Origin of the sequence: Halomonas sp. GFAJ-1, assembly GCF_000236625.2 — a bacterium.
GTDB lineage: Bacteria > Pseudomonadota > Gammaproteobacteria > Pseudomonadales > Halomonadaceae > Vreelandella.
On the sequence record NZ_AHBC01000003.1, the window covers coordinates 1 to 16,251 of the forward strand.

Genomic DNA, 16,251 nt, shown 5'->3' on the forward strand with positions numbered 1-16,251 from the left:
CATCCCGCCTGGGTCTGCCCATGGTTTGAGGAGGAGCCACGATATCTTCGATCTGTGCCCAGCCGTCATCAGAAATCTCGTAACGTCCGACCATTGTTTTCCCCTATGCTGCTTTTGCATAGGTAAAGTTAGCAGATAAGGCTTTTCGTACAAAACCTAGTACCCGCCGAAGCTGCCTTTATGGGCTTTGGTCACCCAGCCGTTATCACGGTAGCCGCTGTGTTGGTGCTTAGCCGTGGTTTTGAGCGCTCAGGCGTGGTGGATATTATTGCCAACCAAGTATTAAAAGTCGGCGAACGGTTGCTACTGCAGCTGCTTGTGCTAGTTGGCACCGTTGTGGTGCTTTCTGGCGTGATGAATAACGTGGGCGCCTTAGCACTGCTATTGCCGGTAGCTATGCGTCTTGCCCGTGAACACAATACCTCCCCTTCACTGCTATTAATGCCCCTGGCGTTTGGCTCGCTTCTGGGTGGGTTAACTACGCTGATTGGAACGCCGCCGAATATTATCATCGCCACGTATCGCGGCAGTGTGACCGGTGAGAGCTTTGGTATGTTTAGCTTTTCTCCGGTGGGGATTGCGGTTGCGTTAGTGGGCCTGGTTTTTATTGTGGTGGTGGGCTGGCGCTTAACCCCGAAACGCAGTGGCCAAGCCTCAACGGAAGAAATGTTTGATACCGCTAATTATTTGGTGGAATTAAACGTAACGGAAGCCTCCAAAGCCAATGGACTGACTCTGCAGCAGTTGCGTGATGAGTTAGAAGAGACGATCCCGGTGCTCGCGGTCGTTCGGGACGACGACCGTAGGGCGGGCTATAATTTTCACGGGGTGCTTAAAGAGGGCGATATTCTCCTGCTTGAAGCAGGCCCCGATGAACTGAAGCTGCTTGAAGACAAGGTAGGTTTAAGCGCCATTGCGGAACCCGAAGACGCCGACGATGGTCATGAGAACGCTGAGAGTGCAGACGATAGCCCTCAAGATAAAGACGCTGACCAACGTCAGCCGGTGAATACTGAAGGCCTGCAGCTAATTGAAGCAGTGGTGCGCAACGATTCGATAATGGTGAACCGAAGCGTGCGCCAGCTGCGCTTAAATCAGCAGTTTGGCCTGCATTTAGTGGCCGTAGCGCGGGATGGTGGGCGTTTGAAACAGCGCCTGCGGGATATTCGCTTTCAAACTGGCGATGTATTGCTGCTTCAGGGTAGTGAAAATGAAATGTCTGAAAGCCTCTCCACCTTAGGTTGTCTCCCTTTGGCTAACCGCGAGCTGCACTTAGGTCAGCCGCGCAAATTGGCGATGTCGATAGGTATCTTCGCATTAGCCATTATGGCCATGATGTTTGATTTGCTGCCTGCAGCGGTTGCGATGAGTACGGCGGCATTAATCTCGCTACTCATCGGTGTACTGCCGCTGCGAGAGGGTTACCAGGCCATTGATGGCCCGGTGATTGTGCTGCTAGCGGCAATGCTGCCCGTGGGTGAGGCACTGGAGACCAGCGGTGGGGCTGAAATTATTGCCGATGCACTGCTTAGGTTTGGCGTCGAATGGCCCATTATTGTCTCATTGGTGGGTCTGTTTATTATCTCCATGCTGCTTTCCAATGTGGTCAACAACGCTGCCGCCGCGCTATTAATGGCACCCATAGCGGCAAGCTTAGCGAGCGGCTTTGATGTCTCCATGGATCCTTTTTTGATGGTTGTCGCAGTGAGTGCTTCCTGTGCGTTTTTGACCCCGATTGGCCACCAGTCGAACACCCTCGTGCTTGGCCCCGGCGGGTATCGATTTGGTGACTACTGGAAATTGGGGTTGCCTCTTTCTTTAGTGGTGCTGGCGGTTGCGATACCTATGATCCTTTGGGTGTGGCCGCTTTGATGTAGCTTCTATGGGGCAGTTATAAGTGACGAAAATTTTGCTAATCTACTATGCGCAAAGATAAACAAATAATTAACAGGCCGGGCCTATGAACCAACAGTTTCGCCAGGATGCCATTGTCGAGCTCGTTCGACAGCACGGCTATATGAGCATAGAACAGCTCACCGACCACTTTTCAGTCACCCCGCAGACCATTCGCCGAGATTTGAATACTCTTGCCGACGAAGGCCGAGTGCGGCGGGTACATGGTGGAGTGGGAATTGAGTCAAGCACTGTCAATACGGCCTATAGCACGCGTAAAACCTTGCACCTGGAAGAGAAAGAGCGCATTGCCCTCTGTTTAGCAGAACATATCCCTAACCACTCCTCGCTGTTTATCAATATCGGCACCAGCAATGAAATGATTGCCCAAGCGTTGCTGGAGCACCAGGGCTTAGAAATTATCACCAACAACCTCAACGTGGCGGCGATTCTTCAGCATAAAGAAGACTTCACGGTGATTATTGCCGGTGGTCAGGTGCGCTCACGGGATGGCGGTATTATTGGCGAGGCAACCATCGACTTTATTAACCAGTTTAAGGTGGATTACGGCATTATCGGGATCAGTGGTATTGATGAAGATGGTTCACTGCTGGAGTTTGACTACCAGGAAGTACGCGTTGCCCAGGCTATTATTGCTAATTCGCGGCGCATTTACTTAGCGGCTGACTACTCGAAGTTCCGTCGTAACCCTGTTGTTCGCCAGGGTAATATTTCTCAGTTAGATGCTCTGTTTACCGACCGGGCCCCTCCTGAAACGATTATGCAACTGCTTAAACAACATGGCGTAGCGCTGCATATTGCATAGCACTGATATTGAATAGTGCGAAATATTGCATCGTTGCTATGCAAACCTTCTGGTTGTGTGGAAAGTTCGCACTTGACCTTTTTGGAGGCTAGGGTAGCCTTGAATGATAATAAAGCGAAAGTAAAAACATAAATGCGAAAGAAACCTACAACAAAGCGAATGTTATATGACCTCTTTTATTCTCGCCATCGACCAAGGTACGACCAGCTCCCGCGCTATTCTGTTTGATCGGCAGGGGCAAATTGCCGCTGTCGCCCAGCAGGAGTTCCCTCAACATTTTCCTGAAGATGGCTGGATCGAACATGACCCGGAAGACATCTGGGAGACCGTTCTCGCCACTTGTAAAGAGGTGCTAGTCAAGGCAAATATTACCGCTTCGCAAGTTGACGGCGTTGGTATTACCAACCAGCGTGAAACGACGATTGTTTGGGATCGTAAAACAGGAAAGCCCCTCTACAACGCTATTGTATGGCAAGATCGGCGTACTTCTGAGCTGTGTCAGGCGCTTCGCGACCAAGGCCACACTGAGGAAGTTCAGGCTAAGACGGGCTTGTTAATTGACCCCTATTTCTCAGCCACTAAGCTTGCTTGGATTCTGGATAATGTAGAGGGCGCTCGTGAGCGGGCTGAGCGTGGTGAATTGGCGTTTGGTACGGTAGACAGCTTTCTTATATGGCGGTTAACCGGTGGTAAACACGTGACCGATGCGACTAACGCTTCGCGGACAGCGCTGTTTAACATCCATACCCAGCAGTGGGATGAGTCGCTTTTAAAGCTGTATAACGTTCCCGCCAATATGCTGCCGGAAGTGAAGGACTCAAGCGACGATTTTGGCAACCTGGAGGCCTCTTGGTTAGGCAAAGCGCTGCCTATTGCTGGCGTTGCCGGTGATCAGCAAGCCGCCTTGGTTGGCCAAGCCTGTTTTCAACCGGGGATGGGGAAGAGCACCTACGGTACCGGCTGTTTCATGATTGTTAATACGGGGGCTACTGCCTCGTTATCGCAGAATAGGCTGCTGACAACCATAGGGTATCGGATAAACGGCAAGCCGACTTACGCCATGGAGGGCAGCATTTTTGTCGCAGGCGCTACGGTACAGTGGCTGCGTGACGGCTTAAATCTTTTTGCAGACGCCTCGGAAACAGAAGCCCTGGCGCGGGAAACCCGAAGTGGCCACAGTGTATACCTAGTGCCTGCTTTTACGGGGCTAGGCGCTCCCCACTGGGACCCAAAAGCCCGAGGGGCAATATTTGGACTTACCCGAGACACTGGCATCGCTGAGATTGTCGCCGCCGGTCTCCAGGCTGTCTGCTATCAAACCCGCGACCTACAGCACTGCATGAATGACGACATGGAAGCGGCACCGAAAAACCTTCGTGTCGACGGTGGCATGGTCAAAAATAGCTGGGTGATGCAGTTTTTAGCTGACATGCTCAATGTCCAAGTAGACAGGCCCACTATCCTTGAAACCACTGCGCTAGGCGCTGCTTATTTGGCTGGACTGCGCTTAGGGTGGTATGACTCTTTAGAAGAGATAGAGCAGCTGTGGCGTTGCGAAAAAAGTTTTACACCTATGATGGATGAGACGACGCGCGAGCACCTTTATCAAGGGTGGCAGGATGCGGTATCGCGTGTGCGATCATTCTAGGGCGCACATCACCAGTGCTTTGATAACGCCGCTTTTGCAATAGCGGCGTTTTTATTGTCACCGTTTTGCGCGTTATCACCCTTGGTCGTATGGTGAAATTAGCTGCTCGGTGTAAAATGCACTCGTTTTTAAATTGTCGACAAACTTTGTTTTAAGCAATTAATATTTTAATAGGTAATTAAAGGCGAATTTCTCCGCTTATCAAAATAGCCTGTTTGTTTTAAAACAGTCGTTTAGCAACGTTCTTGAAAGTATCAATCAACAAACCTCCTTTCATCGCCATGATGTAGTCAAGCTACAACCGCTCCTGCTGCCAATGACGCATTGTGAGTATCGCTTGCGTGAACCATAGTGAAGTCATGGATCAGGGAGGGGTATCGTTATCCCGGTATGACTCAACTGATCCCTTGCTACAACCGAGGCACTATGTTGTACCCAGGTGCCAAAGGCGAAGGTCTTGCAAAGCTTGTGACCGTATCGCAGTTACCGAACTGAGCACTTATCCGGCTCAGCATGCGTAGCAACGTCACCAATCGTCGTTAATTAAGATGGCTGCTTTGTTTTCTTCAGTAAACGAGTTTTACGACCTACAAGCAGCGGCTGACCATACCATGAGGGATTGACCATGAACTGCACCGAATTGAGCCAACAAGCCGACCGTATCGCTAGTACATTCAGCAAGCAGGACTTAGCTAAGCTAGTTCTCGCGCTGAAGGGCAATCGCGAGTCGCTCCAACACGCTGTTGAAGTTATCGATACCATCGATAGCCGTCTAGGTTACACCTTAGAAGAAGCGTGGGATGAAGTGTTAGCGGGCGACTCTCAACTGCTCGTAGAAAACGAGGAGTAGTGCTGCCATTAGCTTGCATCACTATTATCTCGCAATGATTATTGCCCCCTCACACGTGAGGGGGCATTTTTTTAGAAAACCAAGAAAAGCGAAGAGAAACAAGCGAGCGCTAATTGTTTAGCCACTTGATTTAATCTATAAAAGCGTTGGTTAGTAATAAAGACTGCCCATGGGGCATTAAAATAATTTCGCGCCTGGGGTTTTCAATAATTCTTTCCTTTGTTCTTTATTTATTGCCTGCAGTCTTATTTTGAACCGTTTTTACTCAAAGTTATTGACCTTCGATAGTTGTCTGAGGCGGTTGAGATGTATCTCTATTCTGTTCAAAATACGTGTTAAAACGCTCCTCTGCCTCTTCGCCAAACAGTACTTTGCAAGCTTCTTTCAGCCCTTTTGATTGGCGTAGTTGCTCGTGTTGAACGACCAAAGAGACTTTTGCTCTCCGACGTAAGAAGTCTTCGAGCTGGGTAATCATTTCGTGATCCCTTGCATGCGCTAGCTCACAGCGTATGTACTCCGTACCTTCGATAAGAATATCGGCTTCAGAGGGGTCTTGACGGATTTCCTCAAGCATTCCCATGGCCTTTTCAGCATAGCGTCGCCACAAGCGAGAAGAGAGTGGCTCAGAGGAGCTGTCAGCGGTCATGGCATCAAGATTCATGCGTGCCGCTTGATCCATAAACTGTTGCTTGACGGGGAGGGGGGGCTCACCATACCACTGAAAGTTCGGGTCGCTGAGCGTAACGCCTAGCCTCGCTACGTCGTCGGCAATCTCATCGCCGACGTTGAGGCAGTCGGTAAGCTTGCCGCCAAAAATACTGATATGCGCGCTCTCGGTGTTGGTATCGATAACATGCTTACGAGAGAGTTGTAAAAAATCACGATCACTACCCTGGTCAGCTTTAATGGCCAGCGGACGCACGCCGCACCGGGTAGAAATAATATCATCGGCCGTAAGAGGGTTTTTGAGGGTTAAGCGCGTATTGATGTTTTCAAGCACAAAAGCAATGTCGTCTGCGGTTACATCGACTTCTGGATGCTCCATGTGAGTGTCAGTGGTGCCAATACACGTTCGATTACCCATGGGGATGACAAAAAATAACCGCCCATCACTGGCAAAAAATGCCAAAACTCGCTTGATACGGGTTAGTTGCGGAACAATTAAGTGGATACCTTTGGAGTACATGTGCTGGTGGGTTGTTTTTTGACCGGTTAATGCATTGTGCTGGTCTACCCACGGGCCAGCAGCGTTAATAAGCACTTTGGCGCGGATGGTAAAGGTGCTGCCATCCATTACATTACGCGCCTTAGTCAGCCACCAATCACCTTCGCGTTCGGCTCCCAGTGACTCCACATAGTTCGCGGCTGTAGCACCATAATCAAGAGCATGACGAACAAAGTTAAAAACAAAGCGGGCATCATTGTCGTGGAGGTATGCGTCTGAGTACTCGAACCCGCCAATTGAGCCTTCAACATTAATGATGGGCTCTTCCTGTTTGATTTTATTTGGCGACAGTAAGCGCGGTATTTTTGTAAACCCATTGCCCATTAGCCAGTAAAGCCACGTGCCCGCCCACAAATAGCGTGGGGAGTGACGAAAACCTTTAGTAATGGTGGTAAGAAAACGTATCTCCTGCACGGTCGAAGGGTAGCTTTTAATCAGATGGTTTCTGCTCTTACATAGCTTGCGTACCAGTGCAAAGTCTTTGCTTTCCATGTATTTAATCCCCCCCCACACTAAGTTGGAGGAGTGCATGCTGGTACTGCCTGCAAAATCACCACGATCAATAAGGGCAACTTTAGCGCCTTTGCCTGCTAGGGCAGCAGCAGTGGCAGCGCCGTTGATGCCACCGCCAATAATGAGCGCGTCGAATTCTTCAGTGTGCAATTTCTCAATATTGCGATTACGCAGTTTCATAGCGGTTCCAGTTAACAAAGAAAAAGCCCTGGGTTTACGGTCTCAATATGTGAGTAGGCAAAACGCCTGCTTGCCACTGATGAAACGCTGGAATAGGCGGGCCGTAGCCCGCCTGGGAAGGATTAACGTGTACCTGCTTCCATCCACGCTTCCATCATTTCATCATAAGGAACGGTGGTGCCTTGAGGCATCTCATTGTCGAGCTTAGGTTTCGGAGAACCCTCCTGGTCAAGCCAGTATTGAGGGTCGCGTTCTTCATTTAGTACCGGCGCGTAGCTGTCGAAGACGTTGGCACGGGCAAGACGGTGCATGGTGTTATCCATATCAGCCGCGAGCTTATCCAAGCCTTCCTGGGGCGTAACCTCACCACTCATGACCGGTGCCAGATTTTGCCACCACAGCGGCGCCATGCGTGGGTAGTCCGGTACGTTGGTGCCGGTTGGCGTCCAGTTGGATTCGTTCGGGCTGCGGTAGAATTCCACCAAACCACCCAGCTTGGGAGCCATTTCGGTCATCTGCTCGGAGAAGATGTCAGACTCGCGAATCGGCGTTAGGCCAGCCATCAGTTTCTCAAGCGACGTTGTTTTCGCTACGGTGAACTGGGCAAACAGCCATGCTGCGCTGCGGCGGTCTTCGGGGGTTGAGTCAAAGAAGGTCCAAGACCCTACGTCCTGGTAGCCCACTTTCATGCCTTCTTCCCAGTAGGGGCCGGTGGGGGAAGGGGCCATGCGCCACAGCGGGTTGCCTTCATCGTCGGTGACGGCAACCGATGGGTCGGTCATATCCGCAGTGAAGGCTGTGTACCAAAAGATCTGCTGAGCGATATGACCCTGTGCCGGTACCGGGCCAGCTTCACCAAAGGTCATGCCTTGTGCTTCTGGTGGCGCAAAGTCACGTAGCCAATCCACGGCTTTTTGCATTGCGAAAACCGACGCTGGTGAGTTCGTGGCACCACCACGGCTTACGCTGGCGCCGACCGGCTGGCTCTCTTCGTTAACTCGGATGCCCCAATCATCGACGGGGTTACCGAAAGGCACGCCGGGACTTCCCATACCTGCCATGGAGAGCCACGAATCATGGAATCGCCAGCCCAGCGAGGGGTCGCGGCGGCCATAGTCCATGTGCCCATAAACTCGGGTTCCATCAATCTCGCCTACATGCACGGTAAAGAACTCGGCGATATCTTCATACGCGGTCCAGTTGGTGGGTACGCCTAAGTCGTAGCCGTAAATCTCCCGAAACTGCTCTTGCAGGTCTTCACGCTGGAACCAGTCATAGCGGAACCAGTAGAGGTTGGCGAACTGCTGAGCAGGCAGCTGATAGATACTGCCATCGGGGCCTGTGGTGTATTGCAGGCCGATGAAGTCATCTAGGTCTAGCGTGGGAAGCGTAAGGTCAGCCCACTCATTCTGCATTGCTTCAGACAAGTTGATGGTGGTGCCATAGCGAATATGGGTGCCGATAGAATCAGAGTCGTTAATATAGCCATCGTAGATACTGTTACCGGACTGCATCTGGTTCTGCATCGTATCGACCAAGTCACCTTCGCCGATGATGTTATGGGTGAGGTTAATACCGGTCAGCTCGCTAAAAGCTTCCGCCAATACTTCACTTTCATAGACGTGGGTGGTTAAGCCTTCGGCTACCGTTTGAATGTTCATACCCCGAAAGGGTTCGGCCGCTTGAGCAAACCAGAGAAGCTCTTCAATTTGCTCTTCACGACTTAGCGTGGAGTTTTGAAAATGCTCGTCTACCAGACGCTCAGCAATTGCCCGTGCGTCATGGTTGTCGGCTAACAGCGTCCCCGATGCAAGCATAAAGCCAGCGGCGAGGGTGGTGAGTTGGAAAGGTATGTTACGCATGTGGACCTCGTTTTGTTGTGTTCTTCCTTGGTGTTGAGACCATCCTTGATACTTCCGTAACGCTGGAGGCGCTTTGTTGCATTAGCCCCAGCGCATTAACACCAGCAGCCATACCGCTGATAGTGCTAGTGCAATCCAGATAGAGAGCGTTGTAAAACCGATAACTCCTAGGTGAATAAAGGCAGCCGATAGCAAGCCAATAAATAGCCGGTCACCACGGGTAGTGCTAATGGGTAAAAAACCTTTTCGCTCAATCGTGGGCGATAAAATTTCCCATAGCGTCATACCGGCTAGCATGGCGGCAATTGATGAAAAGAACAGAGCTGTTGGAGTTGTCCATACCATCCACGTCATAGCAACGCCTCCTTAGGTACGGCCGAGGGCAAAGCCCTTAGCAATATGGTTACGAACGAAATAGACCACCAAAATACCCGGCACAATGGTGAGCACTCCAGCGGCTGCCAGCGTTCCCCAATCAATGCCTGATGCGGTTGAGGTGCGGGTCATAATCATGCCAATTGGCTGAGCGCTAGTAGCGGTCAATGTTCTCGCCAGCAGTAGCTCTACCCAAGAGAACATAAACAGGAAGAACAGTGTGACGCCGATGCCAGAGCGGATCATGGGTATAAAAATTTTGATAAAGAAGCGCGGAAAGCTGTAACCGTCTATATAGGCCGTTTCGTCAATCTCTTTCGGCACGCTGCTCATAAAGCCCTCTAAAATCCAAATAGCCAGCGGGATATTAAACAGGCAGTGGGCTAGCGCTACGGCAATGTGGGTATCAAACAGGCCCACCGAATAGTAGAGCTGGAAGTAGGGCAGCAGAAACACCGCAGGTGGCGCCATCAGGTTAGTGAGTAGCCAGAAAAATAGATGCTTGTCGCCGATAAAACGGTAACGACTAAACGCATAAGCCGCCGGGAGTGCGACACAAATAGTGATCAGCATATTCATGGCAACGTACAGCATCGAATTGACGTAGCCCATGTACCAGCTTGAGTTAGTGAAAATGCCAATATAGTTATCAAACGTCAGGTTTTGGGGCCACAGTGTCATGGAACCCAAAATTTCGCTATTCGTCTGGAGCGACATATTGATTAGCCAATAAATTGGCAGAATCATCAGGAAAAGATACAGGCCTAACAGCACCCGCGAACGCCACCGGCTGCGTGCATTCCGACGACGGCGCTGAGCGGGGGTCGTCTTGCTGAAAATGGTGTTGTACTTTTCACCTTGCTGAGAATTTTCGAGATGGTACATATCATGCTCCCCCGTGCGGGTTCTTATCTTTTTGCATGTGCATGATGGTGGTGTAGAACACCCAGCTCACCAGCAAAATGACCAAGAAATAGATAATGGAGAATGCCGCAGAAGGGCCTAAGTCTTGTTGGCCGATGGCCATTGTGGCCAGCGATTGGCTTAAGAAAGTGGTTGAACTACCCGGGCCACCGCCGGTAAGTACGAAGGGCTCGGCGTAAATCATGAACGAGTGCATAAAACGTAACAGCACCGCAATGACCAGCACGTTGGTAAGCTTGGGGAGCTGGATATAACGGAATACCGCCCATTTTGAAGCGCGATCGATGCGCGCGGCTTGGTAGTAAGCTTCAGGGATTGAGCGCAGGCCGCTATAGCAAAGCATGGCGACGAGCGGCGTCCAGTGCCAAACATCCATCAAGATAATCGTGGCCCAAGCATCACCTGCATTGCGGGTAATGTTGTAATTGATGCCAATCTCCCTCAGGCCCCATCCCATTAGGCCAATGTCGCCCCTTGTGAAAATTTGCCAAATGCTGCCTACAACGTTCCAGGGTATTAGCAGCGGCAGGGTGATTAAGATCAGTACTGCTGATGCTTGCCAGCCGCGCTTGGGCATAATGAGGGCAATGCCGATACCCAAGGGAACCTGAATAGCCAAAATGGTCAGCGAAAAAAGGATTTGACGAAGAAAGGCCGCACGAAGCGCTGAGTCGTTTAAAATGCTTTCAAACCACTCCGTGCCGGTAAAGAAGCGTGCATTGGGGCCTAGTACGTCTTGCACCGAGTAATTAACGACCGTCATTAGCGGAATAAGGGCGGAGAATGCTACGAGAACCAGCATGGGAAGAACCAAAAGCCATGCACGGTTATTTTGCACTTTGTTATTCATGGCCGATCTCCACTAGATATTCGTCGATATAGAGAGCGATGTGTTGATCAGAAAACACGGCATAGGCAGCATCACCTATTATTGGGGCGTGCCCTTCAGGTAGACGTGCCTTGAAGAGTTGATCGTTCAGGGTGAAGCTCAACAGCGAATAGGTGCCTAAATCTTGTAGATTGACGACCTCGATAGGTACGCTGCCAGTCTCTGGGGAGTTGCTGACCGTAATAAACTCCGGGCGAATGCCGAGCTTGATATTGCTGGAGCTAGCGGTCGCGACGCTACGGTGTATGGCTTCGCTCACAGGTAACGCCCGCTCGCCAAACATCACTTTGCCCTCTTGGTGGGCGACGCTCATGAAATTCATACCCGGGCTACCAATAAAGTAGCCTACAAAGGTATGTGCCGGTTTTTCAAAGAGTTCCCGGGGCGTCCCGAACTGCACCACCTGGCCATCGTACATGACCGCAATTTTGTCGGCGAAGGTGGACGCCTCCAGCTGGTCGTGGGTGACATAGATCATGGTGATATTGAAGCGCTCGTGAATCTCTTTGAGCTTGCGGCGTAGCTTCCATTTGAGCTGCGGGTCGATCACCGTCAGCGGTTCGTCAAACAGGATGGCCGAGACGTCGTCGCGCACCAGCCCGCGGCCCATGGAGACTTTTTGCTTCTCATCGGCAGTGAGGTTTTTGGCTTTCCGCGAGAGCAGTGGCGTGAGGTCTAGGATATCGGCCACTTCGCGTACTTTGGGATCGAGCCGATATTCAGGGATATTCATGTTGCGAAGCGGAAACGCCAGGTTGTCATACACCGTCATGGTGTCGTAGATAACAGGGAACTGAAATACCTGAGCAATATTGCGCTCTTCGGGAGGAAGTTCGTTAACCCGCTGCCCATCGAATAGCACATCACCTTCTGAAGGCTCTAACAGCCCAGAGATAATATTTAGTAGCGTTGACTTGCCGCAGCCAGAGGGGCCAAGCAATGCATAAGCACCGCCTTGATGCCAGACGTGATCCATTTGGCGGATCGCATAATCGTCACTTCCCGTCGGGGTTTTACTGTAACTATGGGCAAGTCCCTTAAGCGTAATTTCAGCCATTGACAGTGCCTCCTTGGCCTGCGGGCACGTGCACTGTGCTGCCCTGTTTATCGAAGGCGTAAAGCTGACGACTGGAGAAGTAAACCTTGATAGGTGTGTTGACGTGAAATTCGTGAATGCCAGTTAGATGAAGCACGAGCGGAAAACGCTCATGGCTGACATGTAAAAAGGTTTCAGATCCACTTATTTCAGCGACGTCAACATTCACCGGCAGCTCTATATCGCTAGGCGATGTGGGTGACAGGGTGATATGCGAGGCGCGTATCCCAAAATCATAGGTGCCATTCGATAGGCTTTGTAAGCCATCGTCACAGGGAAAGCTTAAAGAGGGGTCAAAGGAGATAGCCGCAGTGCTTAGGGTTCCAGGTACAATATTAATAGGCGGTTCTGAGAACATTTCAGCGCTATAACGGCTGTTAGGCTGGCGATAAACCTGGTCGGTAGGGCCGTACTGGAGAAGCTTACCTTCATGAAGCACTGCGGTATTGCCCCCCAATGCTAGCGCTTCGTTAGGCTCTGTGGTGGCATAAACCGCAATACAGTTGCGCTCTTTAAACAGTTCACGCAGCTCGTCGCGAAGCTCTTCTCTAAGCTTATAGTCAAGGTTGACAAGCGGTTCATCGAATAAGATGAGGTCAGCTTCTTTTACCAGGGCGCGGCCCATTGCAGTACGTTGCTGCTGCCCGCCGGATAGCTCCTGTGGGTACCTATCCAGCAGGTGCGCTATGCGAAGCATTTCAGCAATCTTACCGACGCGATGCTCAATCTCTTTTTTAGGGGTGTGGGCAAGCTTCAGGGGAGAGGCTATGTTGTCGCGCACGGTCAGGCTGGGGTAGTTGATGAACTGCTGGTAAACCATAGAGACGTTGCGCTTTCGTACGGAAACGCCAGTAACGTCCTTGCCAGCCATGAAGATTTTTCCTTGGGAGGGCTGTTCCAAACCTGCCATTAGGCGCATTAGCGTGGTTTTGCCCGCCAGAGTTCGCCCGAGTAGCACGTTAAACGACCCCGGCTCTAACTCAAGTTCCATCCTGCTGATATGGGTAACCCCGCCAACGACGTGGTCAATATGCTGCAAATATAAGGACATGCCGATCTCGCTAGCGTCATTGTTATTGGAAAAATGCTACTGAAAATCGTTATTGCTTGATGAGCGTGATGGTGGCTATGGTGTTGGAATCTGCACTAGATTGCTCAGTTTCCGCACAGGGATTTTCAATAACGAAAGGCTAGCTGATCATTTTCGAACTTGCAACGCATTTTATACCCGTATTTGGGCCTTTGAACTTATGTCTAAGGCCATGCTAACGTTAGAAAAGAAGAGGGAGCGGTTGCTGCGAGAGTTTGGCGAAGGAGATGAGCGAGAAGTTTTCGCTTTAGAAAGCGTCAAGAAAAGCAGGGCACAAAAAAACCGGCCCCAATGGAGGGCCGGTTAGAGGGCAGGCGAATGGATTATTTAACGCTCATTTCCTCGCCTGTAGCCTTGGCTGCCGGCGTTGCGTTGTGGTCAATCAGGGTTGATTTATCCGTAGCAAACGCATCGTAGGCGAAGTCGTCTACCGTTAACATTTCAAGTACTTCTGCTTCAAAGGTGCGCATAAACTGGGCATCTTCTTCGCTGATTAGCCCTTTCTCTAGGCCCGCTTCCACTCGCGCTTCTGGGTGAAGTGCCGTCTGCGGCAGCTCGCCTTTGGCGTACGCTTTGTTAACAGTGCGGTAGATTTTCTCTGCGCGCTCGTACTCAGCCAGTAGGGCATTGTAACGGGCAAGCGGATTGCGCTCTGTACCGTCATCCTGATCCCATGTATTGGCAAGTAGCTTGGTGCGCAGGGCGCTATGGCTTGAGACGCGCTGGGCTATGTCCCGTGCAAGGTCGTCACTAGGTTTATCCCAACGACGGCCAGTGGGCATTGTGACAGCGTTAAGCACTTTACCTAGCGCTCGATTGGGCAAGTTGTCAAAAATTTCAACAAAGGCCTGCTCGGCGCGGTGTAGCAAGAAGCGGCAGCTGTAATGCAGAAGGGCTTCTTCGCCTTCTACTTTATCGCCTGCTTGCCACTGCTTAAGCACCATGGATGCCAGGTAAAGGTTAGAGAGCACGTCACCTAGGCGAGCAGAGAGCATTTCGCGCTTTTTAAGCTCAGAGCCGAGGCTAGCCATGGCCGCGTCGGCACATAGGCCAAAACCAGCAGATAGGCGTGCAATATCCTGGGCATAAATAGCCGCAGGGCCATCAAAAGGCACACTGGATTTGCCTAGGCCAAGCCCTAAGGTAAAGGCGCGCGCCGCATTACCAAAGATTAGACCCGCATGGCCAAAGAAGGCTTTATCAAACGCCTTGATATCGTTGGCATCTTTCGCCGCTAGCTCGTCAAGGACGTAAGGGTGGCAGCGAATGGCGCCCTGACCAAAGATCATCAGGTTGCGGGTCATAATGTTGGCGCCTTCAACGGTAATCGCTACCGGGTTAGCGCTGTAGCCAATGCCCAGGTAGTTGCGCGGGCCAAGGGTTACCGCTTTGCCACCATGGACATCCATCGCATCGCTTAGCAGCACGCGTTGGAATTCAGTCAGCTGGCTTTTCAAAATCGCTGACGGCACGGCAGGCTTCTCGCCATGGTCAATCAGGTTAGCGGTTTGGTAAACCGTCGCCGCAGAGATATAAGCCAAGGATGCCATACGTGCTAAGGGCTCCTGAACGCCTTCCATCTCTGCCACCGGAACGTTGAACTGACGGCGAACGCGGGTGAAACCACCGCTCCAGCCAAGTGCATAGCGGGCAGTACCGGTAGCGCCGGAGGGCAGGGTAATGCAGCGGCCAATGGAGAGGCACTCAACCAGCATCCGCCAGCCTTGGCCAATCATGTCTGGGCCGCCGATAATGGTGTCCAGCGGCACAAAGACGTCGTTACCCTTGATCGGGCCGTTCATAAACGGACTGCCGATAGGATGGTGACGACGACCAATGTCCATGCCGTCGGTATCACGAGGAATCAGCGCTAGGGTAATGCCACGGTCTTCTTCGTCGCCCAGCAGCTTTTCCGGGTCGAAAAGGCGGAAAGCAAGTCCAACGACAGTGGCGATAGGCGCCAGGGTAATCCAGCGTTTTTCAAAGTTGAGGCGAACGCCGACGACTTCTTCGCCGTTAACCATCTGTTTGCAGACCACACCGGTATCCGGTAGCGAGGTAGCATCAGAACCAGCACGCGGGCCTGTTAAACCAAAGCAAGGGATTTCGCGGCCATCGGCCAGGCGAGGCAGGTAGTGGTCTTTCTGTTCTTGAGTGCCGTACTTCAGCAGCAACTCACCTGGGCCGAGCGAGTTGGGCACGCCCACGGTGACCATTAGGGTCTCGTTGGCGGAAAGCTTCTGTAGCACCGTGGACTGCGCTTTAGCAGAAAAGCCTAAGCCGCCGTACTCTTTCGGAATAATCATTCCGAAGAAGCCCTCTTTCTTCAGGAAATCCCAAAGTTCTTGGGGCAGGTCGGCGCGCTCTTTCGCGATATCCCAGGCGTTACACATGCCAGCGGCTTTTGCACACTGATTGTCGATAAACGCTTGCTCGTCTTCACGCAGGCCCTCATCTTTAAAGTCAAGCAGCTTGTTCCACTGGGGTTTGCCCGAGAAGAGCTCACCGTCCCAGGAGACACTGCCCGCTTCCAGCGCGGTGCGTTCGGTAGCGGACACTTTGGGCGCTACCTTTTTAAAGACGGCAAAAAGGCGTGGCGTTAGCCATTTGCTGCGCAGGGCAGGTAGGCCTGCAGCCGCAACTACGGCTGCGCCGATCAGCAATAACACACCGATAATGGGGGCGCCGAATAACACGCCGACAAGCCCGAGAACACCGAGGACCGCGAGCGCAGGGGTAGCACCCGCCTCCCGACGCATTACAATGAGCAAGCCGACAATGGCGAGCACAATAAGCAGTAGGGTTAGCATATAACCTCTCCGTGGGTTGTTAATTCGTGTTTTGTTAGCGGGTAGTGCATTTAAACGAATGTTTGAATTT

General features: G+C 51.6%; 12 protein-coding genes. 4 read left to right on the plus strand and 8 right to left on the minus strand.

From position 1 onward, the window contains the following. The first annotated feature begins 180 nt into the window (after nucleotides 1-180). The 4 genes from MOY_RS01185 (at nucleotide 181) to MOY_RS01200 (ending at nucleotide 5,217) form a co-directional block, all read left to right on the plus strand. Nucleotides 181-1,872, plus strand: a complete 1,692-nt coding sequence (locus MOY_RS01185; protein WP_009095604.1) for an SLC13 family permease — start codon at nucleotides 181-183, stop codon at nucleotides 1,870-1,872. A gap of 88 nt (nucleotides 1,873-1,960) precedes the next feature. After that, nucleotides 1,961-2,719, plus strand: a complete 759-nt coding sequence (locus tag MOY_RS01190) for a DeoR/GlpR family transcriptional regulator (protein ID WP_009095606.1) — start codon at nucleotides 1,961-1,963, stop codon at nucleotides 2,717-2,719. A gap of 166 nt (nucleotides 2,720-2,885) precedes the next feature. After that, nucleotides 2,886-4,367, plus strand: a complete 1,482-nt coding sequence (gene glpK, locus MOY_RS01195; RefSeq protein WP_009095608.1) for a glycerol kinase GlpK — start codon at nucleotides 2,886-2,888, stop codon at nucleotides 4,365-4,367. Between the two features lie 625 nt (nucleotides 4,368-4,992). Further along, complete coding sequence (locus MOY_RS01200) at nucleotides 4,993-5,217, plus strand: hypothetical protein (protein ID WP_009095610.1); 225 nt, start codon at nucleotides 4,993-4,995, stop codon at nucleotides 5,215-5,217. A gap of 271 nt (nucleotides 5,218-5,488) precedes the next feature. On the opposite strand, the gene MOY_RS01205 is transcribed toward MOY_RS01200, so the two are convergent. The 8 genes from MOY_RS01205 to MOY_RS01240 form a co-directional block, all read right to left on the minus strand. After that, complete coding sequence (locus tag MOY_RS01205) at nucleotides 5,489-7,135, minus strand: glycerol-3-phosphate dehydrogenase/oxidase (protein WP_009095612.1); 1,647 nt, start codon at nucleotides 7,133-7,135, stop codon at nucleotides 5,489-5,491. Nucleotides 7,136-7,257: 122 nt separating this feature from the next. Beyond that, nucleotides 7,258-8,997 (minus strand): ABC transporter substrate-binding protein, encoded by a 1,740-nt coding sequence (locus tag MOY_RS01210; RefSeq protein WP_009095615.1) that lies wholly within the window; start codon nucleotides 8,995-8,997, stop codon nucleotides 7,258-7,260. An 81-nt stretch (nucleotides 8,998-9,078) separates the two neighbouring features. Beyond that, nucleotides 9,079-9,351: a DUF2160 domain-containing protein gene (locus MOY_RS01215; protein ID WP_009095618.1), complete on the minus strand. Its 273-nt coding sequence runs from the start codon at nucleotides 9,349-9,351 to the stop codon at nucleotides 9,079-9,081. Between the two features lie 12 nt (nucleotides 9,352-9,363). Continuing rightward, complete coding sequence (locus MOY_RS01220; protein WP_009095620.1) at nucleotides 9,364-10,257, minus strand: carbohydrate ABC transporter permease; 894 nt, start codon at nucleotides 10,255-10,257, stop codon at nucleotides 9,364-9,366. Nucleotide 10,258: 1 nt separating this feature from the next. Next, nucleotides 10,259-11,146: a carbohydrate ABC transporter permease gene (locus MOY_RS01225; protein ID WP_009095622.1), complete on the minus strand. Its 888-nt coding sequence runs from the start codon at nucleotides 11,144-11,146 to the stop codon at nucleotides 10,259-10,261. Next, nucleotides 11,139-12,242, minus strand: a complete 1,104-nt coding sequence (locus tag MOY_RS01230; protein WP_009095623.1) for an ABC transporter ATP-binding protein — start codon at nucleotides 12,240-12,242, stop codon at nucleotides 11,139-11,141. The genes MOY_RS01225 and MOY_RS01230 overlap by 8 nt, the downstream gene beginning before the upstream one ends. Continuing rightward, nucleotides 12,235-13,332 (minus strand): ABC transporter ATP-binding protein, encoded by a 1,098-nt coding sequence (locus MOY_RS01235; RefSeq protein ID WP_009095625.1) that lies wholly within the window; start codon nucleotides 13,330-13,332, stop codon nucleotides 12,235-12,237. Before MOY_RS01235 ends, MOY_RS01230 begins: the two co-directional genes overlap by 8 nt. 362 nt (nucleotides 13,333-13,694) lie before the next feature. After that, on the minus strand, nucleotides 13,695-16,181 hold the full coding sequence (locus MOY_RS01240; RefSeq protein ID WP_009095627.1) for an acyl-CoA dehydrogenase: 2,487 nt from the start codon (nucleotides 16,179-16,181) through the stop codon (nucleotides 13,695-13,697). Between the last annotated feature and the right edge of the window lie 70 nt (nucleotides 16,182-16,251).

What these genes read in the sequence shown, in the direction of transcription:
- MOY_RS01185 (WP_009095604.1), top strand. Translation starts at nt 181, where the DNA reads ATGGGCTTTGGTCACCCAGCCGTTATCACGGTAGCCGCTGTGTTGGTG.
- MOY_RS01190 (WP_009095606.1), top strand. Translation starts at nt 1,961, where the DNA reads ATGAACCAACAGTTTCGCCAGGATGCCATTGTCGAGCTCGTTCGACAG.
- glpK (WP_009095608.1), top strand. Translation starts at nt 2,886, where the DNA reads ATGACCTCTTTTATTCTCGCCATCGACCAAGGTACGACCAGCTCCCGC.
- MOY_RS01200 (WP_009095610.1), top strand. Translation starts at nt 4,993, where the DNA reads ATGAACTGCACCGAATTGAGCCAACAAGCCGACCGTATCGCTAGTACA.
- MOY_RS01205 (WP_009095612.1), bottom strand. Translation starts at nt 7,135, where the DNA reads ATGAAACTGCGTAATCGCAATATTGAGAAATTGCACACTGAAGAATTC.
- MOY_RS01210 (WP_009095615.1), bottom strand. Translation starts at nt 8,997, where the DNA reads ATGCGTAACATACCTTTCCAACTCACCACCCTCGCCGCTGGCTTTATG.
- MOY_RS01215 (WP_009095618.1), bottom strand. Translation starts at nt 9,351, where the DNA reads ATGACGTGGATGGTATGGACAACTCCAACAGCTCTGTTCTTTTCATCA.
- MOY_RS01220 (WP_009095620.1), bottom strand. Translation starts at nt 10,257, where the DNA reads ATGTACCATCTCGAAAATTCTCAGCAAGGTGAAAAGTACAACACCATT.
- MOY_RS01225 (WP_009095622.1), bottom strand. Translation starts at nt 11,146, where the DNA reads ATGAATAACAAAGTGCAAAATAACCGTGCATGGCTTTTGGTTCTTCCC.
- MOY_RS01230 (WP_009095623.1), bottom strand. Translation starts at nt 12,242, where the DNA reads ATGGCTGAAATTACGCTTAAGGGACTTGCCCATAGTTACAGTAAAACC.
- MOY_RS01235 (WP_009095625.1), bottom strand. Translation starts at nt 13,332, where the DNA reads ATGTCCTTATATTTGCAGCATATTGACCACGTCGTTGGCGGGGTTACC.
- MOY_RS01240 (WP_009095627.1), bottom strand. Translation starts at nt 16,181, where the DNA reads ATGCTAACCCTACTGCTTATTGTGCTCGCCATTGTCGGCTTGCTCATT.